This window comes from Streptomyces sp. NRRL S-378 (assembly GCF_000720645.1).
GTDB lineage: Bacteria > Actinomycetota > Actinomycetes > Streptomycetales > Streptomycetaceae > Streptomyces.
Genome location: NZ_JOBX01000014.1, coordinates 101,431 through 118,516 on the forward strand (window position 1 = coordinate 101,431; position 17,086 = coordinate 118,516).

Consider the following 17,086-nt stretch of genomic DNA (forward strand, 5'->3'; position numbering starts at 1 on the left):
GAACGCGGGACCTTCACACGACCGTGGTCCGCCGAGCCGACTCCGCGCCTCGCTCCACGGCCCGCTCCACGCCTCGCGCCGCGCCCCGCTCCGCGTCCGGCCCGGTCAGCCCGAGGTGGTCGCGCAGGGTCGTGCCCTCGTAGTCGGTGCGGAAGACGCCCCGTTCCTGGAGCAGCGGAACGACGGTGTCGGCGAAGACGTCCAAGCCGCCCGGGGTGAGGTGCGGGACCAGGATGAAGCCGTCGGCGGCGTCCGCCTGCACGAGGGCGTCGATCGACTCGGCGACGGTGGCGGGGGAGCCGATGAAGGTCTGCTCGGAGGTGGTGGAGATGACGAGTTCGCGGATGGACAGGTTCTTGGCCTCGGCGAGCGCGCGCCATCGGCGGGCGGTCTCCAGGGGGTCGCGGAACTGGCGGACACTGGCCCGACCGAGGGCGATGGTGTTCTCGCCGGGCAGGGGGTCGACGTCGGGCAGCGGACCGTCCGGGTCGTATCCGGACAGGTCGCGGTTCCACACGTGTTCCAGGTACTTGATCGCGGTCTGGCCGCTGACCTGCAGCCGGCGCACCTCGTACGCGGCCTCGTGCGCCTCGGCGTCGGTGTCGCCCAGGACGAAGGTGGCCGCGGGGAGGATCTTCAGCCGGTCGCGGGTGCGGCCGTACGCGGCCAGGCGGCGCTTGACGTCCGCGTAGAAGGCCCGCCCCTCGTCGAGGGTTCCGTACCGGCCGAAGATGGCGTCGGCGGAAGCCGCCGCGAACTCCCGGCCCTCGTCGGAGTCCCCGGCCTGGAAGATCACCGGCCTGCCCTGCGGGCTGCGCGGCACGTTGAAACGGCCCTCGATGTCGAAGTGCGTGCCCTGGTGCGTGAAGGCTCCGGCCCGTCCGTCACGCAGGAAACGACCCGACGCGGCATCGGCGACGACCGCTCCCCGCTCCCAGGAGTCGAACAGCTCGTTCGCCGTGGCCAGGAACTCCCGGGCGCGGGTGTAGCGGTCCTCGCGGGGCAGGAAGCCGCCGCGGCGGAAGTTCTCGCCGGTGAAGGCGTCCCAGGAGGTGACCACGTTCCAGGCGGCCCGGCCCTCGGAGAGGTGGTCCAGCGACGCGAACTGGCGGGCCACCTCGTACGGTTCGTTGAACGTCGAGTTGATCGTGCCGGTGAGGCCGAGGCGTTCGGTGACGGCTGCGAGCGCGGCGAGCACGGTGAAGGTGTCGGGGCGGCCCACGACGTCCAAGTCGTATATCCGGCCGCCCTGTTCGCGCAGGCGCAGGCCCTCGGCGAGGAAGAGGAAGTCGAACTTGGCGCGTTCCGCGGTCCGCGCGAAGTGGACGAAGGAGTCGAAGTCGATATGGCTGCCGGCCGCCGGGTCGCTCCACACGGTGGTGTTGTTGACCCCGGGGAAGTGGGCGGCGAGATGGATCTGTTTGAGCGCCTTCGTGCTCATGGTTCGTCCTTCCGGGGAGAGGGATCAGGAGGCGGGGAGGGCGGCCACCGCGTAGCGGTTGGCGGGCCGGTCGAGCCCCAGCAGGCCGCGCAGAGTGCCCGCCCCGTACTCCCGGCGGAAGAGGCCGCGCCGCTGGAGTTCCGGCACGAGGACGCGGGTGACGGCGGGCAGGTCGTGGGCGATCACGCCCGGCCGCAGGCGGAAACCGGACAGGCCCGCCTCCGCGCGCTCCTGGAGCAGGTCGGCGAGTTGCGTCGGAGTGCCGGTGAACACGGGGGCGCCGCCGCCGTCGTACGGGTCACCCGCGAGCGCGTCGAGACGGCCGAGGCGGTCGCAGGCCGCCGCGGCGTCCGCGTCCAGGAACACGGTCAGTTCCCCGAAGAGGTGCAGGGGCTCCGGGCCGAGCCCAACGGACTCGCGCACCTGCCGGACGGCCGTGACCGCCGCCCGCGTCCCTGCCGTGTCGCGGGACGCCAGGAACCCGACGTCCGCGGCCCGCGCGATCAGCCCGTACGCGGCGCTGTCCGTCGCCCGGACGGTGACCAGGGGCTGCCCCTGGGGCGGGCGAGGGGTGATCGACGGCCCGCGGACGCTGAAGTGCTGCCCCTCGAAGTCGACGTAGTGAAGCTTGTCGCGGTCGACGAACCGGCCGGTCGCCACGTCACGGATCTCGGCGTCGTCCTCCCAGCTGTCCCACAGGCGGCGGACCACCTCGACGTGATCGGCGGCCTCCTCGTGCAGCTCGTCCTCCTGGAGCGGGACCGGACGACGGCCGAAGTGCCGCTCCTCGTGCGGGAGTCCGGAGACCCGGACGTCGAGGCCCGCCCGGCCGCGACTGACGTGGTCGAGGGTCGCGACCGCCTTGGAGATGTGGAACGGCTCGGTGTGGGTGGCGGTCACGCCGGGGACCAGCCCGACGTGCCGGGTCAGCGGAGCGACGCGGGCCGCCGTGAGCACGGCGTCCAGCCGCCCGCGGACCAGGTTCGTCCGCTCGTCCTGCCCGTTCGGCGAGGCCGACTGGAGGGTGAGGGCGTCGTCGAAGGTGACGAAGTCGAGCAGGCCGGCCTCTGCCTCGGCGACCACACCGGCCCAGTAGCGGGCCGTGAACAGTTCGGCGGGCCGGGCACCCGGTTCGCGCCAGGCGACCGGGTGCCCACCGGCACCGTCGAGCGCGACGGCGAGATGGAGTTCGGACACGGCAGACAGCGCCTTCCTGATCGACCGTACGGAAAGGGGGCGGCGGCGAGGACCAGGGGAAGGGGGGCGGCGCCGCGCGGAACGGACCGGGAGCTTGGCGACGACGCTACGCCCGACGGCGGGGTCATACAACGACGGTGATATTAAGGGAGTTTGGCAGGTTCGTTGCCGTGGAGCCGCAGGGGGCGGAGGCCGGCAGGCTGGCTGTGGACGGGCTGCCGGTCGGACGTCCGCCGCGGCCGCATAAGGTCAACTGCCATGACACCTCTCGGGCGTATGAGCCGGCCGACCTCCTGGTTGGCCTGGATGGGCGGAGCACCGGCCCCGTGGCACTTCGCTGCTCTCGAACAGGCCTACGCGCTGATGGAGGAGGGCCGCTTCGAAGAGGCCGAGGCGCGGGCACGGGCCCTCGCCACGGCCCGGCGGCGCCGGAAGGGACGGGACCGCCGGCCGGGCACCGCCTGGTACGCCACCCATGTCGCCGTGGTCGCGGCGCGCGCCCACGGACGACGCGTCCCCTCGTCGCTGGGCGAGGTCGAGGAGCTGATAGCGGAGGCAGGGCGGACGAACGATCTCCCCCACGGCATGCTGCTGGTCGCCCGCTTGAACCGTGCGTTGGTGCTCATCGACGAAGAGCGACCGGTGGAGGCGGAGTCGGAGACCCGGGACGTCCTGCGCGCCCTGGCACGGCGGGCGCATCCTGCCCAGTACCGTCAGATCGAGCTGACCGCCCTGATCTGTCTCGGGCACGCCCTGTGCGCGCAGGGCCTGTACGAGGAGCCGGAGACGATCGTCCGCGCGAACCTGCCACGGGCCGACGACGGGGAGGTCGCGGACTCTCTCCGCGTCCTGCTGGTCCGCAGCCTGGCGGGCCTGGGCCGGCACGAGGAGGCGCTGGCCGAGTCGCTGGAGGCGCAGGCCCTCCCCGAGCCGCCGCCGCACGCCGTCGGGCACCTGGAGCTGTACCGGGCCACCGCGCTGCACGGCCTGGGCCGCAGTGACGAGGCCCGTGCGCAGGCCGCCCGGGCACTGGCCGCCTGCGAACGGTACCTGCATCCCACGCACGCCCGCACTGCCGCGCTCCGTAGCCTCCTGTCCCGCATCCCGCCGTCCTGACCGCCCCGCCGATGCGGTCGACCTGACGGGAAGGCCCGGTAGGGGAACCCCCGGTGGCCGGGACGGGCGCGGCACGAGAACTCCACGCCCGTGTCCACCGCAGCCGGAGCGTTCGGCCCGTCCCGGAGCGGCGTCAGTCGGACCGGCCGTGCTTGTGCAGGGCGGTGCTCGCTCGGAACCGGAGGCGGCCGCAGCGGTCCTTCTCCTCGGGTGACGCGTCTTCCGGGCAGCAACAGTGGCGTGCCAGCCACCCCAGGTCTTCCGGCGTGAGCCAGAGGGCTACGCGGCCCTGTGCGGCTTCTTCCTGCGGATCCGTGGGGATGACACCGGCCATGCGCGCCATCCTATGGCGGGTGCGGGCGTTCCTGGCCCGGCCGTGGTCGCGGAGGCCGTGTGCCGCCCGGGGCAGGGCCCGGGCGGCACACGGCACGAGGCATCTCGCGAAGCGGCCAGCGCTTCCTGGAACTCCTGAAGAGGGGTCGTTTCCTCCTTCCGTGCCCCTATGCGCGTGGGGCGGGAGGGGGGCGGGAATTCGGTGGTCCCTGCGGATTAAAGTCGTCCGCCGGGTATCCAGAGGCGTGACATCGCATCGGCCAGCGCGGGATACCGGGCGGCCTCGCAGAGCATTTCCGAGAGCACCAGCATTCCGTAGGCGGTGCTCCGCGGATCACGGTTCTGGTGGAGTCGGATGACCGCGAGGCTCAAGGGGCGGCGTCCGAGCATGATCCCGGCACGCCGGACCGCTGCCGCCGTCTCCAGGTCGGCGCGGGCCCCGCCGAACGGCAGGGTTTCCGTTCTGTCGAGTTCCTGCGGCGCGGCCGAGTCCCGCACGTGGTGCACGTACGCTTCCGGCGGGGCCTCGCCGTTCTCGAAGATATTCCGGAACCCGGCGATACGGAGGCTGGTATTGCGCGGGCGGAGCTCGATGAAGAGCTCGACGAACAGGCCCCGCAACCGGATGTGGAGGGGCAGGTAGGGCATCTCGCCCTCCTTGCGTCCGGCTCCGCCGAAGAATCCCTGGCCGTCTTCCGCCTTCGCCCGGATGGTCGACGTCAGGGAGCGGTAATCGTCGGCCGTGGCCTGAGCCGGTGAGAACAGGATCGGCATCAACATGGCCGGCCCCTCAGGGGAGAGGTCCAGGACTCGGGCTCGTCGTGAGCAATCTGACCGCAATCGCTCGGATCCTGCTGCACTCGCGCATGCACACCACCACCTTCGCCTCATTCCGGCCGCCCACGGGTTTATCACTCCGTCAGGGCCGGGTCGGTCCGATGGCTCCTTTGTAGTCGTCCGGGTTGCGGCCAGGAGAATTGTTGACCTGTGATGCTAAGAAATCGGCCGGTGATCGGCGAAAGGCGGACGCACGCGCTGGGGCTACGAATCCGTGGCCGCCCGGTCGGAATCACTGCGCAGAACGCAGAACTCATTGCCCTCCGGGTCGGCAAGAACTGCCCAGCCCGAACCGTCGGGGTTGCGGTGATCGGCGACGAAGGAGGCACCGAGGCCCAGCAGGCGCTCCACCTCCTGATCGCGCGAGGTCTCGGGGCGCAGGCACAGGTGGAGCCGGTTCTTGACCGTCTTGGCCTCGGGTACCTGGTTGAAGTACAGCACCGGGCCCTCCGCCAGCGGCACGAGGGTCTCCCGATCCCCCGGCTTGACGTCCGGATGCACCGGGCGGCCGGTCACACCGCTCCAGAACCGCGCCAGCTCATAGGCGTCCGCACAGTCGATCGCCACGTTCTGCACCATTGAAACCATGCGTGTGATCATGGCTGATCCGCAGGCCGGGGGCCAAGGCCACCCGCGACGGGAACACGACACCGTCGTTGAGCGTTCATGTTTACGTGGGTGCGGGAAGGGACGATGTCCCCGGGCCCGATCCGGTGCCTGCGGGGAAGATCGTTCGGTCGATGCCCTGCAGTGCCCTCCGCCGTGAGGCGACGCCCTTCCCGTCCCCACTCCCGAAACGCCCCGGCCCGCCTCCCCCCGGCCGGCCTGGGGCCGCCCCGATCGGCCATCCCCCCCCCGGCCGGTCGGGGCCCACTCACGCCCGAGCCCCGTCCGCCCCCGGTCGCGACGCGCCCAGGCCAGGCGGAACCGGAAGCCGCCGCGGAAGCGCGGGCATCCCGCACGGCGGACTGGTCAGGTCCTGATCGGGAACGGTGACGTCGAGCCCGGCCCACTCCGTGACCGGGCCGCCGCCGAGGTGCGCATCCGGTCGGGGAGCCAGGCGTAGCCGTGCGTCAGCAGCGAAAGGGTGATGCCGTTACTCGGGTCCGCCGCCCGCACGCAACGCGTCCCGGCGCCGTCACCCGGATACTGGGACGGACCGGCTCAGGGCCTACCTCGCCGGTGGACGGGTAGACGCCGCGCAGACGGCACCGCCCGACGAAAGGGCACTGTCCGGACCGTTCCGACCAAGGCGACCGATCGACCCATCGGGAGGACCGATGACCCGACGAGTGCACGAGGTGATGACGCGCAACCCGGTGACCGTGGAGCGCCAGACCTCGCTGGCGGAAGCGGCGCGGGTGATGCGTGACGCGGGCATCGGAGACGTGCTGGTCGTCGACGAGGGACGGCTCCGCGGCATCCTCACGGACCGGGACCTGGTCGTCCGCGCGCTGGCGGAGGACCGCGACCCGGCCGAGACGACCGTTCTGGCCATCTGCAGCACCGAACCGATCACGGTCGGGCCCGACGACCACGTCGATGAAGCCGTCGACCTCATGCGCCGGCACGCGCTACGGCGCCTGCCCGTGCAGACCGGCAGCGGCGAGCTCGTCGGCATCGTCACCCTCGGCGACCTGGAAGTCGAACGCGACCCGGGCTCGCCCCTCGCCTCCATCGCGGCGGCGGTGGAGGAGCGGCGCGAACGGTGACGGCGCACCCGTGCGACGTCCGGATGGAAGGTTTGAGTCTGCGGAAAGCGGCCACAAGCGTCTTCACGGGAGTCCGCGGCGGTGAGCGGCGCGGGCCCCCGAGCGGACCCGGGCCGCGTGGTGGCTCTCCCCCCCCCGCCATCACGCGGCCGGGCACCGTACCCGCCGGTCGGTCCATGGCCTCAGGGACCACAGCGGCGGACCGTGAGGCCATCCAGGGCGGAGTCGAGCAGACGCTCCCCCTCCTGCCTGTGCTCGGCGCCGGCCGAGGTGAGGCGGTTCGTCCGGGACCGGGCCGAGTCGACGGACGACTGATCGGCTGACCATCGCGGTCAGGTCGTCGAGCGCGGCCGGCACGCGCCTGCGGCGGCGGGTGGAGTCGTCGGCGCGTGCCTGGCCAGCCGGTCGGCCGGAGAGGCTGGTTTCATGCTGTGCGCACCGGCTTCGGCCCCACCCGCGATCGCGCGCGTACGTCGCGGCCTGTGAGGAATGTGCTGGTCACGAGTGAACTGGCGTACGTGGGCGGCGTAGCTGTCAGTGGTGTCGTGCATGATCGGCGCGTCAGTTGCTTTGCGGAGATGGGGAAGCGCATGCCGATCACAAACCAGCAGGTAACAGGGCACGCGTTTTTGCGGCCGATGTACGAGGACTCGTACTTCCCCGACGACGTCGTAGACCAGGGCAGGGCGATACTGCTGCGACTGTGCGAGCGGATTGAGGCTGAGCAGCCGCCGAACCTGGAAGCCCTGTACGCGCTTACCCAGGCCGCGACGGAGGAGTTCAACCTTCTGGAAGCGGAGTTCGAGGCAGCCGGGAGTGAGATCGAGACGGTTGCGCGCGAATGGATCGCTGAGGAGTTCTGGCTTGTCGCGTCGGCATACGGCTTCACAGACGCGGATGCAGAGGAGCTGATCGCCGGCCGAGACTGGTGAGCGAGTGCCAGAACGACGCCCGTCGGTCACCTGTCTCATGTCGCTGTCCGCGCGGGGTCCTGTCCTCCGGGGAGGTCACGGATGGCGTAGCAGTCGGACGATGCAGATCGCAGGTACCGACCCCGACCTGTACGTGAATCACCCAGTGATGGCCATCGGTTCGACCGAGTGGATCCCCGCGACACTGGCTCTCCACAGCGAGCCCGCTGCTGCCTGCGACACCCACCTCATCGTCCGCGTGCAGGCCCAGACCGTGCTGGTCAAGGTACGGATCTTCAACGATCACGGTGCTTCGGATGGCCGGGGACGGGATCTGGAAAGTCCGACCACGGTGTTCGACGGACCTCTTCTGCTGAGCGATGGCCGACTCGTCGTTGGGGAGGTCGTCGGTGGGAACCGGTTCACCACCTCGCTGCTCGGCAGGCCGGGGCGGCGTCGGGTCCGGGTGTCAGTCGACGAAGCGTAGGGGTGGGCTCGCGCCGTTGACATCGTCATCAGTGCCGAGACGCGGTGACGGAGCCGCTTTCCGTCGTTGAGCGCAGCCTCAGTACACCTCGCGTGTTCGAGCACGTACTGGTCGATTGCCTGGACGTCCAGGGCCGCCCGAGTCCGACGCGACCAAGGCAGCCGAGTCGATCTCGTCGCGGATCCCGACAGGCAGACTCTCCCACCACTCGGTCCTGGCCGCCTTGTTCATGCCCATGGAGAGCCCCCGTGCCCTTGGAGTCTCCGACATCGGAGCCTCGCGCCACTGTACGTCGCCGTCGGACCAGCACCGTCTACGACAGCTGTCGCGGAGCGGTCCATCCGATCGCAGCGGCCCTGATCAGGGACGACACTGGCTGACGATCAGTCGCTCCGCAACCGACCAGACAGACAGGCAGGCAGGGACGTGTCGCCGCGCGGAGGGCCTCGATGGGGGAGTGCCGCGCGAGCAGCGGGGGGAGCGCGTCGCACACCTGCGCCGACCCCGGCTTCACCCCCACCAGGGGAACGGCAAGGGGGCGCGCCCGGACGGGGCGGCCGCGATCACCCTGCAGCGCGACGAGCGCGGGTCCCGTCTCCCGGGAGACGGGACCCGCGAGGCTTTACAGGGCGGAAGGGAACCGGTCCCACGACCGGTGTTCGCCGAGCGCCTCCCTGACCGCGTCCAGGGCCGCCGTGCCCGTGTCCGCCAGCGCGATGCCCGGTTCGTTCGCCGTGATACCGGCGGACGTCAGGAGCCGGTCGGCACCGTTCCAGCCGCCGATGGCCTTGCCGTGCCGGTACGCCTCGGTGACGAGCAGCAGTACGCGCGGGTCCGGGGCGTCCGGGGGCCGGGCCGTGCCGGCCTTCGCGTCGCGGGCGCCGTACGCGTCCGCGCCGGCCTCGGGTGCGCCCGCCAGGAGGAGGGCGTCGAACTCGACGGAGCGGGCGCCGACGAAGGTCCGCCGAATGGCGATGGGGTCACCGTCGGGGTCGAGCGTGCCGCCGGTCGGGGCGATCACGAGGGGCACCATGCCCGCCTCCTGGACGGCCTGCTGCACGGCCCGGACGCCGTCCAGGTCCGCGGCTGCGTCGGCGACGATGCCGATCACGCGCCCGTCCGTCGGCCAGGTGTCGCCCAGTTGGGAGAGCGCGGGGCTGGGGTCGGCCGCGATGAGCGGCACGTCGGCCGCGGGGGCCGGCAGCCCGAGACCCGTCGCGACCTGTTCGCACAGCTGCGGATCGATGTTCGCCAGGACCTTCAGCGTCCGCTCCTTGACGGCCTGCTCGTAGCACTTGTTCAGTTCGAAGGTGTAGGCGGCGACGATGTGTTCGCGCTCGGGCGGTGACATGCTGAGCCAGAAGAGCCGCGGCTGGGTGAAGTGGTCCGAGAACGAGGACGGCGCCTCACGCACCTTGGTGGCCTCCGGGACCGTCACGGGCGTCTCGATGTAGGCAGCGGTGTCGGACCCGGCGAGGAACGGGCAGCCCCCGTCGAGGCTGTTGGGTCGGTAGGGCGCGGTACCCGTGTGCACGGCGCTCTGGTGCATTCCGTCGCGGAGCATGTCGTTGACGGGAGCGTGCGGCCTGTTGACCGGGATCTGCGCGAAGTTCGGGCCGCCGAGTCGGCTGATCTGGGTGTCGAGGTAGGAGAAGAGCCGACCGGCGAGCAGCGGGTCGTCGGTGACGTCGATGCCCGGGACCAGGTGTCCGGGGTGGAAGGCCACCTGCTCGGTCTCGGCGAAGAAGTTCTTGGTGTTGGCGTTCAGCGTCATCAGCCCGATGGGCTGAACGGGCGAGAGTTCCTCGGGCACGATCTTGGTGGGGTCGAGGAGGTCGATCCCCTCGAAGGTCTGGTCGGGGGTGTCGGGGAACACCTGGATGCCGAGCTCCCACTGCGGATGGGCGCCGGATTCGATGGCGTCGAAGAGATCGCGGCGGTGGAAGTCCGGGTCCGCCCCGCCGATCATCTGCGCCTCCTCCCAGACCAGGGAGTGCACGCCTAGCCTGGGCTTCCAGTGGAACTTCACCAGCGCGGTCTCGTCGGCCGCGTTGACCAGGCGGAAGGTGTGGACACCGAAGCCCTCCATCATCCGGTAGGAGCGGGGGATCCCCCGGTCGGACATGTTCCACAGGGTGTGGTGGGTGGCTTCGGTGTGCAGGGAGACGAAGTCCCAGAACGTGTCGTGGGCGCTCTGGGCCTGCGGGATCTCGCGGTCCGGGTGCGGCTTGCCGGCGTGGATGATGTCGGGGAACTTGATCGCGTCCTGGATGAAGAACACCGGGATGTTGTTGCCGACCAGGTCGAAGACGCCCTCCTCGGTGTAGAACTTCGTCGCGAAACCCCGGGTGTCGCGCACGGTGTCGGCCGAACCACGGGAGCCGAGGACGGTGGAGAACCGCACGAACACGGGTGTCCGGACGTCCTTGGCGAGGAACGCGGCCTTCGACACCTCGCTTGCCGCTCCGTAGCCAAGGAAGACGCCGTGGGCGGCGGCACCGCGCGCGTGGACGACCCGCTCCGGGATCCGCTCATGGTCGAAGTGCGTGATCTTCTCGCGCAGATGGTGGTCCTGGAGCAGGACCGGGCCGCGCGCCCCCGCCTTCAGCGAGTGATCGGAGTCGGGCAGACGGGTCCCCTGGGCCGTGGTCAGGTACGCGCCGCCCTGTGCCACGCTCGCCTGCTCCGCCCCGGTGGCCCGGCCGGTCGGGCCGACCGTCGCGGGACCTTCCTGATCGGCCTTGGGCGGGAGCGGTTCCACGGGGTCCGTCGGCTCGGACAGGGACGGCGGTACGGGGCCGGGCGCACCCGGCACGTCCTCCCTCGTCGCTTCTTCCGATGCCGACGCCGATGCCGACGCCGATGCCGATTCATGCTTCTTCGCCATGATCCTTCTCCTAGCGGCCGCGGGGGAGTGCACGGGGGTGAACCGCGGGTCAGCTCGCGGGATAGACGGCGGCCTTGAGCTGTCGGGCGAGGTGGGCGGTGTTGGCGGCGAGGGTCCTGGTCGTGGCCTCCGTCTTTTCGGGGGTCTTGTCGAGGTCCTGGTAGTCGGTGCCCTGCATGGCTTCGCCGACCCAGTAGGTGACGGCGTTCGGCGCAAGGGAGAAACCGACGTCGTTCAGCCCCTGGAAGAGGTCCGCGCTCACCTTGTGCGCGCCGTCCTCGTTGCCCACGACGCAGACGGCGGCGACCTTGCCGTACGTCAGCATGCGCCCCTGGTCGTCGCTCTCGGAGATTTCCGCATTGAGGCGTTCCAGTACCCGCTGGGCGGTGCTGGACGGGTGCCCGAGCCAGATCGGCGTGGACAGGATCAGGATGTCGGTGCCCAGAACGGTGTCGCGGATCTCCGGCCAGGCGTCACCGTCGCCCATGTCGGTCTGCACGCCGGGCTTCACGTCATGGTCGGCGATGCGGATGGTCTTGCCCGTGACGCCGTGCTCGGCGAGCGCGGCCATCGTCTGCTCCGCCAGCAGCTGGGAACTGGACGGAGCGGGGGAGGGGGTCAGCGTGCAGACGAGCGCGACAGCGCGGAGCGGCGTGTTCTTGGTGGCATCCATGGTCTCCGGCTACCCCTGCACCCGGCTTTGATGTGGCGAGGGATGTGATGAATCCCTTCCGTGCATCTCCGTGCATCTCCGAGCAGGTCGGCGCAGGTCAGGGCATATCGGGCAGAACCAGACAGAAACAGGCACGTCCGGGCAGGTCCGCGCCGGGTACGCGGGCTCCATCGGGCTGCCCGGGGTGCCGGAGCCGGATGGCCCGATCGGGCTGACATGACCGGCGCCATCGTGGACAGCCGAAGGGCATGAGACCTCCATCGAACCAGGGCCACGGCCGTGACCTCGCGCGCGCCGACGCCGAGCCGGACGCCGAGCCCGACGCCGAGCCGGGCCCGGGCGCGCTGGTCGAGGAGCGCGCCCCGTCCGAGCCCACCGAGTTGCCCGCACGCTCCTGGAAGGCGGTATTCCGCGGCACGGCCAAGGAGTTCGGCGACGACGAACTGGCCGACCGGGCCGCGGCGCTGACCTACTACGGAGTGCTGGCGATCTTTCCGGCGCTCCTGGTCCTCGTGTCGCTGCTGGGTCTGGCCGGCGAATCGACGGCCGGGCGGGTGCTGGACGACCTGCAGCAACTGGCTCCCGGCTCCGCCCGGGACGTGATCAGGGACGCGGTCGAGCAACTGCAGGGCCGCAGCGGCGTCGGGTCACTGATGGCCGTCGTCGGACTCGTCGTGGCGATGTGGTCGGCCTCCGGCTACGTGGCCGCGTTCATCCGCTCCGCGAACGCCGTCTACGACGTACCCGAGGGCCGCCCGGTGTGGAAGGTGCTGCCGCTGCGCCTGGCGCTGACGGTCACGCTGATGGCCCTCGCCTGTGCCGGCGCGCTGATCGTGGTCTTCACCGGCGGCCTGGCCCGGCGGGCGGGCACGGCCCTGGGTATCGGTGACACGGGACTGGCGGTGTGGTCGATCGCGAAGTGGCCGGCCCTCGTCCTCCTCGTCACGATCATGATCGCCCTCCTGTACTGGGCGGCGCCGAACGCCAAGGGCCGCGGCTTCAAGTGGGTGACGCCGGGCAGCCTCCTGGCCCTGCTGATCTGGATGATCGCCTCGGCCGGTTTCGCGTTCTACGTAGCGAACTTCGCCTCCTACAACAAGACGTACGGCACCGTCGCGGGCGTCGTCGTCTTCCTGGTCTGGCTGTGGCTCACCAACCTCGCCGTCCTCCTCGGGCTGGAGTTCGACGCGGAACTGGCGCGACAGCGCGCGATCGCCGGCGGGCTGCCGCGGGACGAGGAGCCTTATGTCCGGCCCCGCGACACCCGTGCCTGGAACGCGGAGGAACGCCGGCGCATGACCCACTGACCTCGTGACCACCGGCCTCGAGCCCCGCTGACACCGAGGCCGGGTGCCGGGGCGTTTACCGGGTAGGCGCGCGTCGACAGAAGCGTGTGCAACTGAAGGGGAGACTCCGCATGAGCACGATAGAGCGGCAGACCCACTCGGCCGATGAATCCGTGAGCGTGCTCGTCTCGCGCGCGTCCCGGCAGATATCGGAGCTGGTCCGCGAGGAGATGCAACTGGCGCGGGCGGAGATGGCGCAAAAAGGGAAACGCTTCGGGCGCGGCGGTGGCCTCTTCGGCACGGCCGGTCTGCTCGGATTCCTGGCGGCCCAGGCCCTGACGGTGGCCGGCATCGCAGCCCTCGCGCTGGTACTGCCGGTCTGGGCCTCGGCCCTCATCGTCATGGCGGTGCTGGCGATCGGAGCCGCGGTCCTGGCCCTGGCGGGCAAGAAGCAGGTGACCAGGGCCGGCGCGCCCGTGCCGGCGCAGACCATCGACAGCGTCAAGGCCGACCTGGCCGCGATGCGGGAGAAGGCGCACCGATGACCGGCGACCCCGACACACCCCGAACCGGCAACGGCACCCCCACCCCCGACGAGCTGCGCGAGCAGGTCGAGCGCTCACGGGACGAGCTGGGGCGGACCATAGAGGCCCTGGCGGGCAAGGCCGACCTCAAGGCCCAGGCCGGCAGGAAGACCGCGCAGGTCGCCGACCGGATCCACGAGACGGCCGTGCACACGGCGGAGCTGGTGAAGCACGCGACTCCCGAACCGGTACTCGACGGGGCGGACCGGGTCGTGAGCGTGGCGCGCGCCCACCACAAGCCGTTGCTCGCGGTCGGTTGCGCCGCGCTGGTGGTCTTCCTGCTGGTGCGCCGCAGCTGTGGGCACCGGTGACCGCAGGGCCGTAGGCGCGGCGATCGGGGGTAGGCGCGGACCATGATTCCCACCGAGGTTCTCGCAGCCGAAGCCCGAGGAGCGCTGTTCCTCATCCTCGCCGGCGTGGTCGTGGTCGTTCTCCTGATCGGCGCGTTCTGGTACGGGAGCCGCCGCAGCGCCCGGCGCCGGGCCCCCGCCCGGTCCGCGGACCAGAATCCCGTGGCCCGCGGGCGCGAGGACTCCTGGCAGACACCGGACGGCGGCGTCGGCGGCCGGGGCCCCACGGCCTGACGGCGCGAGGTCCTGAGGCAGGGACCCCGTGGTCGGCGGGGCGTCGCCGGTACCCGAACCAGTGGCTCGGCCCGCACGGCGCTCGCGGGCCCCGGCCCAGGACGGGACCCGCCCGCGAGCTGCACTGAGTAGTCGAAAGAATGCGGAAAGTTACCGAGTGTGTCAGCCTGGCGGAGCGGAAGTTCGGACCGGAGCGTTCGAGCATCCGCGCCCCCCAGCAACACCCCACGCACGCAGGGCCCGGCCGGAGCCAGTAGTCACCCCGGCCGGGCCCTGTCACTTCCCCGGCGGCCCCGTGCAACGGGAGCCGGAGGCGGATAAGGGGCGGATAAGGGGAGGGTGGCGCAATATGGAGGTACCCGCTCACGGGCGTGTGCGCCGAGTAAGGCCTGTTCGGCTTCTCGCGCGCGCGGGGGGAACTTCGTGCTGCGGTCGAACAATCAGAGGACTCGGGGCAGTCGAAGCCGGCCGTCGGCCTGGCGGGAAGCGGTGCACCCATGACGGAGCGCCTCCACAGATCGGGTCTGGTCGGCGAACTCTTCGCCGAATTCGCCGGCACCATGATCCTTATCCTCTTCGGTTGCGGTGTGGTGGCCCAAGTGGTCGCCGGTGGGGCCCTCACGGACCCCGCGGGCGGTCTCGGAAACCACGACAGCATCGCCTGGGCCTGGGGTCTCGGCGTGACCCTGGGCGTCTATGTAGCGGCGAGACTGAGCGGTGCTCACCTCAATCCCGCGGTGACCGTCGCACTGGCCGCGTTCAAGGGCTTCCCTTGGAGCAAGGTGGCCCCCTACGCGCTGGCCCAGGTGGCCGGCGCCTTCGTGGCCGCCCTGATCGTCCGCTGGAACTACACCGAGGCGCTGGCCAAGGCCGACCCCGGTCACACCATCAAGACCCAGGGCGTCTTCTCCACGCTCCCGGCCAACGGGAACACGAACCTGCCGGTGACCGAGTGGGGCGCACTGCGCGACCAGATCATCGGCACGGCGATCCTGCTCTTCCTGATCCTCGCCGTCACGGACCTGCTGGGCACGCCCCCCGGCGCCAATCTCGCCCCGTTCATCGTCGGCCTGATCGTCGTGGCGATCGGCATGGCGTGGGGCACCAACGCCGGTTACGCGATCAACCCGGCCCGCGACTTCGGCCCCCGCCTGGCGAGCTTCTTCACCGGCTACGGCGGGGCGTGGCGAGATCAGTACGGGAACTTCTACTTCTGGGTCCCGATTATCGGCCCCTTCGTCGGCGGCGTGCTCGGAGCGGCTCTGTACAAGTTCTTCATCGGCCGGTTCCTGCCGACCGCCGAACCGGAGCCTCCCGGACGGGTACCGACACCGGACGAGAGCTGACCAGGCAGAACGGACCACGCAGAGCTGATCGCGCAGAGCTGATCACGCACAGCTGACCGCAGAGAGCCGGTCGCGCAGAGCTGACGCCGCCCGGGACGGACGGCCGCGGTACGCCCACTCCGTCCCGGGCGGCAGCCCCCCGCACGGCATCCGCAGAGAGGCGGCACCCCATGCCTGACTTCGTCGGCGCAGTGGACCAGGGGACCACAAGCACCCGTTTCATGATCTTCGACCATGCCGGAAACGAGGTGGCGAGGCACCAGCTGGAGCACTCCCAGATCCTCCCGCGCTCGGGATGGGTCGAACACGACCCCGTGGAGATCTGGGAACGCACCAACTCGGTGATCCAGAACGCCCTCCGGCACGGCAACCTCGACGCCTCCGACCTCGCGGCCGTCGGTATCACCAACCAGCGCGAGACGACCGTCGTCTGGGACCCCCGCACCGGGCGCCCCTACTACAACGCGATCGTCTGGCAGGACACCCGTACGGACTCCATCGCCGCGGCACTGGAGCGCGGCGGCCAGGGAGACGTCATCCGCCGCAAGGCGGGGCTGCCCCCGGCCACCTATTTCTCCGGCGGCAAGATCCAGTGGATCCTGGAGAACGTCGACGGGGTGCGGGAGGCCGCCGAACAGGGCCACGCCCTCTTCGGCAACACCGACTGCTGGGTGCTGTGGAACCTCACCGGAGGCCCCGAGGGCGGCATCCACGCCACCGACGTCACCAATGCCAGCCGCACCATGCTCATGGACCTGGAAACCCTCGACTGGGACGACGAACTGCTCGGCTTCTTCAACATCCCCCGGTCGATGCTTCCCACGATCAACCCGTCCTCCCACCCGGAGGCGTACGGGCAGACCCGTACCTCCCGGCCGTTGCGGGAGGCGATTCCCATCACGGGAGTCCTCGGCGACCAGCAGGCGGCCACCGTCGGCCAGGTCTGCTTCGCGCCGGGCGAAGCGAAGAACACCTACGGGACCGGCAATTTCCTGGTCCTCAACACCGGTACGGAACTGGTCCGCTCGCAGCACGGTCTGCTGACCACCGTGGCCTACCAGTTCGGTGACAGCCCCGCGGTCTACGCCCTCGAAGGCTCCATCGCGGTCACGGGCTCCGCCGTGCAGTGGCTGCGCGACCAGCTGAAGATCATCACCGATGCCGGTGAGAGCGAACGCCTGGCCCGGACCGTCGAGGACAGCGGAGGCATCTACTTCGTCCCCGCCTTCTCCGGCTTGTTCGCCCCGTACTGGCGCTCCGACGCCCGCGGTGCGATCGTCGGGCTCGCCCGCTACCACGACAACGGCCACCTGGCGCGGGCCACCCTGGAGGCGATCTGCTACCAGAGCCGTGACGTCGTGGAGGCCATGGAGCAGGACTCGGGCGTACACCTCGACGTGCTCAAGGTCGACGGCGGGGTCACCGCCAACGACCTGTGCATGCAGACGCAGTCCGACGTCCTCGGCGTACCGGTCAGCCGCCCCGTCGTCGCTGAGACGACCGCGCTCGGCGCCGCCTACGCGGCCGGCCTCGCCACCGGCTTCTGGCAGGACACGGACGAGCTGCGCACGCACTGGCAGGAGTCCAAGCGCTGGGAGCCCCAGTGGTCCGAGGAGCGGCGTGCCGAGGGCTACGCGGGCTGGAAGCGGGCGGTCGAGCGCACGCTCGACTGGGAGAAGGTCGAATAGACGG

The 17,086-nt window shown here is 70.8% G+C and carries 16 protein-coding genes; 10 read left to right on the forward strand and 6 right to left on the reverse strand.

Going from position 1 to position 17,086, the window contains the following annotated elements:
- Window positions 1–13: 13 nt before the first annotated feature.
- Together IH80_RS0113310 and IH80_RS0113315 are read right to left on the reverse strand one after the other, a co-directional pair.
- A complete protein-coding gene (locus tag IH80_RS0113310; RefSeq protein WP_051809231.1) occupies window positions 14–1,441 on the reverse strand; it encodes an NtaA/DmoA family FMN-dependent monooxygenase in 1,428 nt (475 codons plus the stop codon).
- Window positions 1,442–1,465: 24 nt separating this feature from the next.
- Complete coding sequence (locus IH80_RS0113315; RefSeq protein WP_107056810.1) at window positions 1,466–2,647, reverse strand: LLM class flavin-dependent oxidoreductase; 1,182 nt, start codon at window positions 2,645–2,647, stop codon at window positions 1,466–1,468.
- 297 nt (window positions 2,648–2,944) lie between these two features.
- Here IH80_RS0113315 and IH80_RS0113320 point away from each other — a divergent pair, with 297 nt between their 5' ends.
- Window positions 2,945–3,754, forward strand: coding sequence for a hypothetical protein (locus IH80_RS0113320; RefSeq protein WP_158943425.1), 810 nt, complete (start codon window positions 2,945–2,947; stop codon window positions 3,752–3,754).
- A gap of 549 nt (window positions 3,755–4,303) precedes the next feature.
- Here IH80_RS0113320 and IH80_RS0113330 read toward each other — a convergent pair.
- The gene (locus IH80_RS0113330) at window positions 4,304–4,867 is read right to left on the reverse strand and encodes a ribosome-inactivating family protein (RefSeq protein ID WP_078906493.1); all 564 of its coding nucleotides are present in this window, start codon (window positions 4,865–4,867) and stop codon (window positions 4,304–4,306) included.
- A gap of 261 nt (window positions 4,868–5,128) precedes the next feature.
- Window positions 5,129–5,512, reverse strand: coding sequence for a VOC family protein (locus tag IH80_RS0113335; protein WP_030960349.1), 384 nt, complete (start codon window positions 5,510–5,512; stop codon window positions 5,129–5,131).
- 692 nt (window positions 5,513–6,204) lie between these two features.
- Between IH80_RS0113335 and IH80_RS0113340 the strand changes: the two genes are divergently transcribed.
- From IH80_RS0113340 to IH80_RS0113350, 3 genes are all read left to right on the forward strand, one after another.
- The gene (locus IH80_RS0113340; RefSeq protein ID WP_030960350.1) at window positions 6,205–6,636 is read left to right on the forward strand and encodes a CBS domain-containing protein; all 432 of its coding nucleotides are present in this window, start codon (window positions 6,205–6,207) and stop codon (window positions 6,634–6,636) included.
- Between the two features lie 590 nt (window positions 6,637–7,226).
- Complete coding sequence (locus tag IH80_RS0113345; protein ID WP_030960351.1) at window positions 7,227–7,568, forward strand: DUF5713 family protein; 342 nt, start codon at window positions 7,227–7,229, stop codon at window positions 7,566–7,568.
- A gap of 100 nt (window positions 7,569–7,668) precedes the next feature.
- Window positions 7,669–8,034, forward strand: coding sequence for a hypothetical protein (locus IH80_RS0113350; RefSeq protein WP_030960353.1), 366 nt, complete (start codon window positions 7,669–7,671; stop codon window positions 8,032–8,034).
- Window positions 8,035–8,656: 622 nt separating this feature from the next.
- Here the strand turns inward: IH80_RS0113350 and IH80_RS0113355 are convergent.
- Window positions 8,657–10,921 (reverse strand): catalase, encoded by a 2,265-nt coding sequence (locus IH80_RS0113355; RefSeq protein WP_030960355.1) that lies wholly within the window; start codon window positions 10,919–10,921, stop codon window positions 8,657–8,659.
- A gap of 49 nt (window positions 10,922–10,970) precedes the next feature.
- Window positions 10,971–11,594, reverse strand: a complete 624-nt coding sequence (locus IH80_RS0113360) for a flavodoxin family protein (RefSeq protein WP_030960357.1) — start codon at window positions 11,592–11,594, stop codon at window positions 10,971–10,973.
- A gap of 248 nt (window positions 11,595–11,842) precedes the next feature.
- Here IH80_RS0113360 and IH80_RS0113365 point away from each other — a divergent pair, with 248 nt between their 5' ends.
- The 6 genes from IH80_RS0113365 (at window position 11,843) to glpK (ending at window position 17,082) form a co-directional block, all read left to right on the forward strand.
- Window positions 11,843–12,901: a YihY/virulence factor BrkB family protein gene (locus IH80_RS0113365; RefSeq protein WP_030960358.1), complete on the forward strand. Its 1,059-nt coding sequence runs from the start codon at window positions 11,843–11,845 to the stop codon at window positions 12,899–12,901.
- A 110-nt stretch (window positions 12,902–13,011) separates the two neighbouring features.
- Entirely contained in the window at window positions 13,012–13,425 is a 414-nt protein-coding gene (locus IH80_RS0113370; RefSeq protein WP_030960359.1) for a phage holin family protein, read from the forward strand.
- A complete protein-coding gene (locus IH80_RS0113375) occupies window positions 13,422–13,775 on the forward strand; it encodes a DUF3618 domain-containing protein (protein ID WP_030960360.1) in 354 nt (117 codons plus the stop codon). Before IH80_RS0113370 ends, IH80_RS0113375 begins: the two co-directional genes overlap by 4 nt.
- A 42-nt stretch (window positions 13,776–13,817) precedes the next feature.
- Entirely contained in the window at window positions 13,818–14,048 is a 231-nt protein-coding gene (locus IH80_RS0113380) for a DUF6479 family protein (protein ID WP_030960362.1), read from the forward strand.
- Window positions 14,049–14,545: 497 nt separating this feature from the next.
- Window positions 14,546–15,394, forward strand: coding sequence for an MIP/aquaporin family protein (locus IH80_RS0113385; protein ID WP_030960364.1), 849 nt, complete (start codon window positions 14,546–14,548; stop codon window positions 15,392–15,394).
- 170 nt (window positions 15,395–15,564) lie between these two features.
- Window positions 15,565–17,082: a glycerol kinase GlpK gene (glpK, locus tag IH80_RS0113390; RefSeq protein WP_030960366.1), complete on the forward strand. Its 1,518-nt coding sequence runs from the start codon at window positions 15,565–15,567 to the stop codon at window positions 17,080–17,082.
- Window positions 17,083–17,086 lie beyond the last annotated feature (4 nt).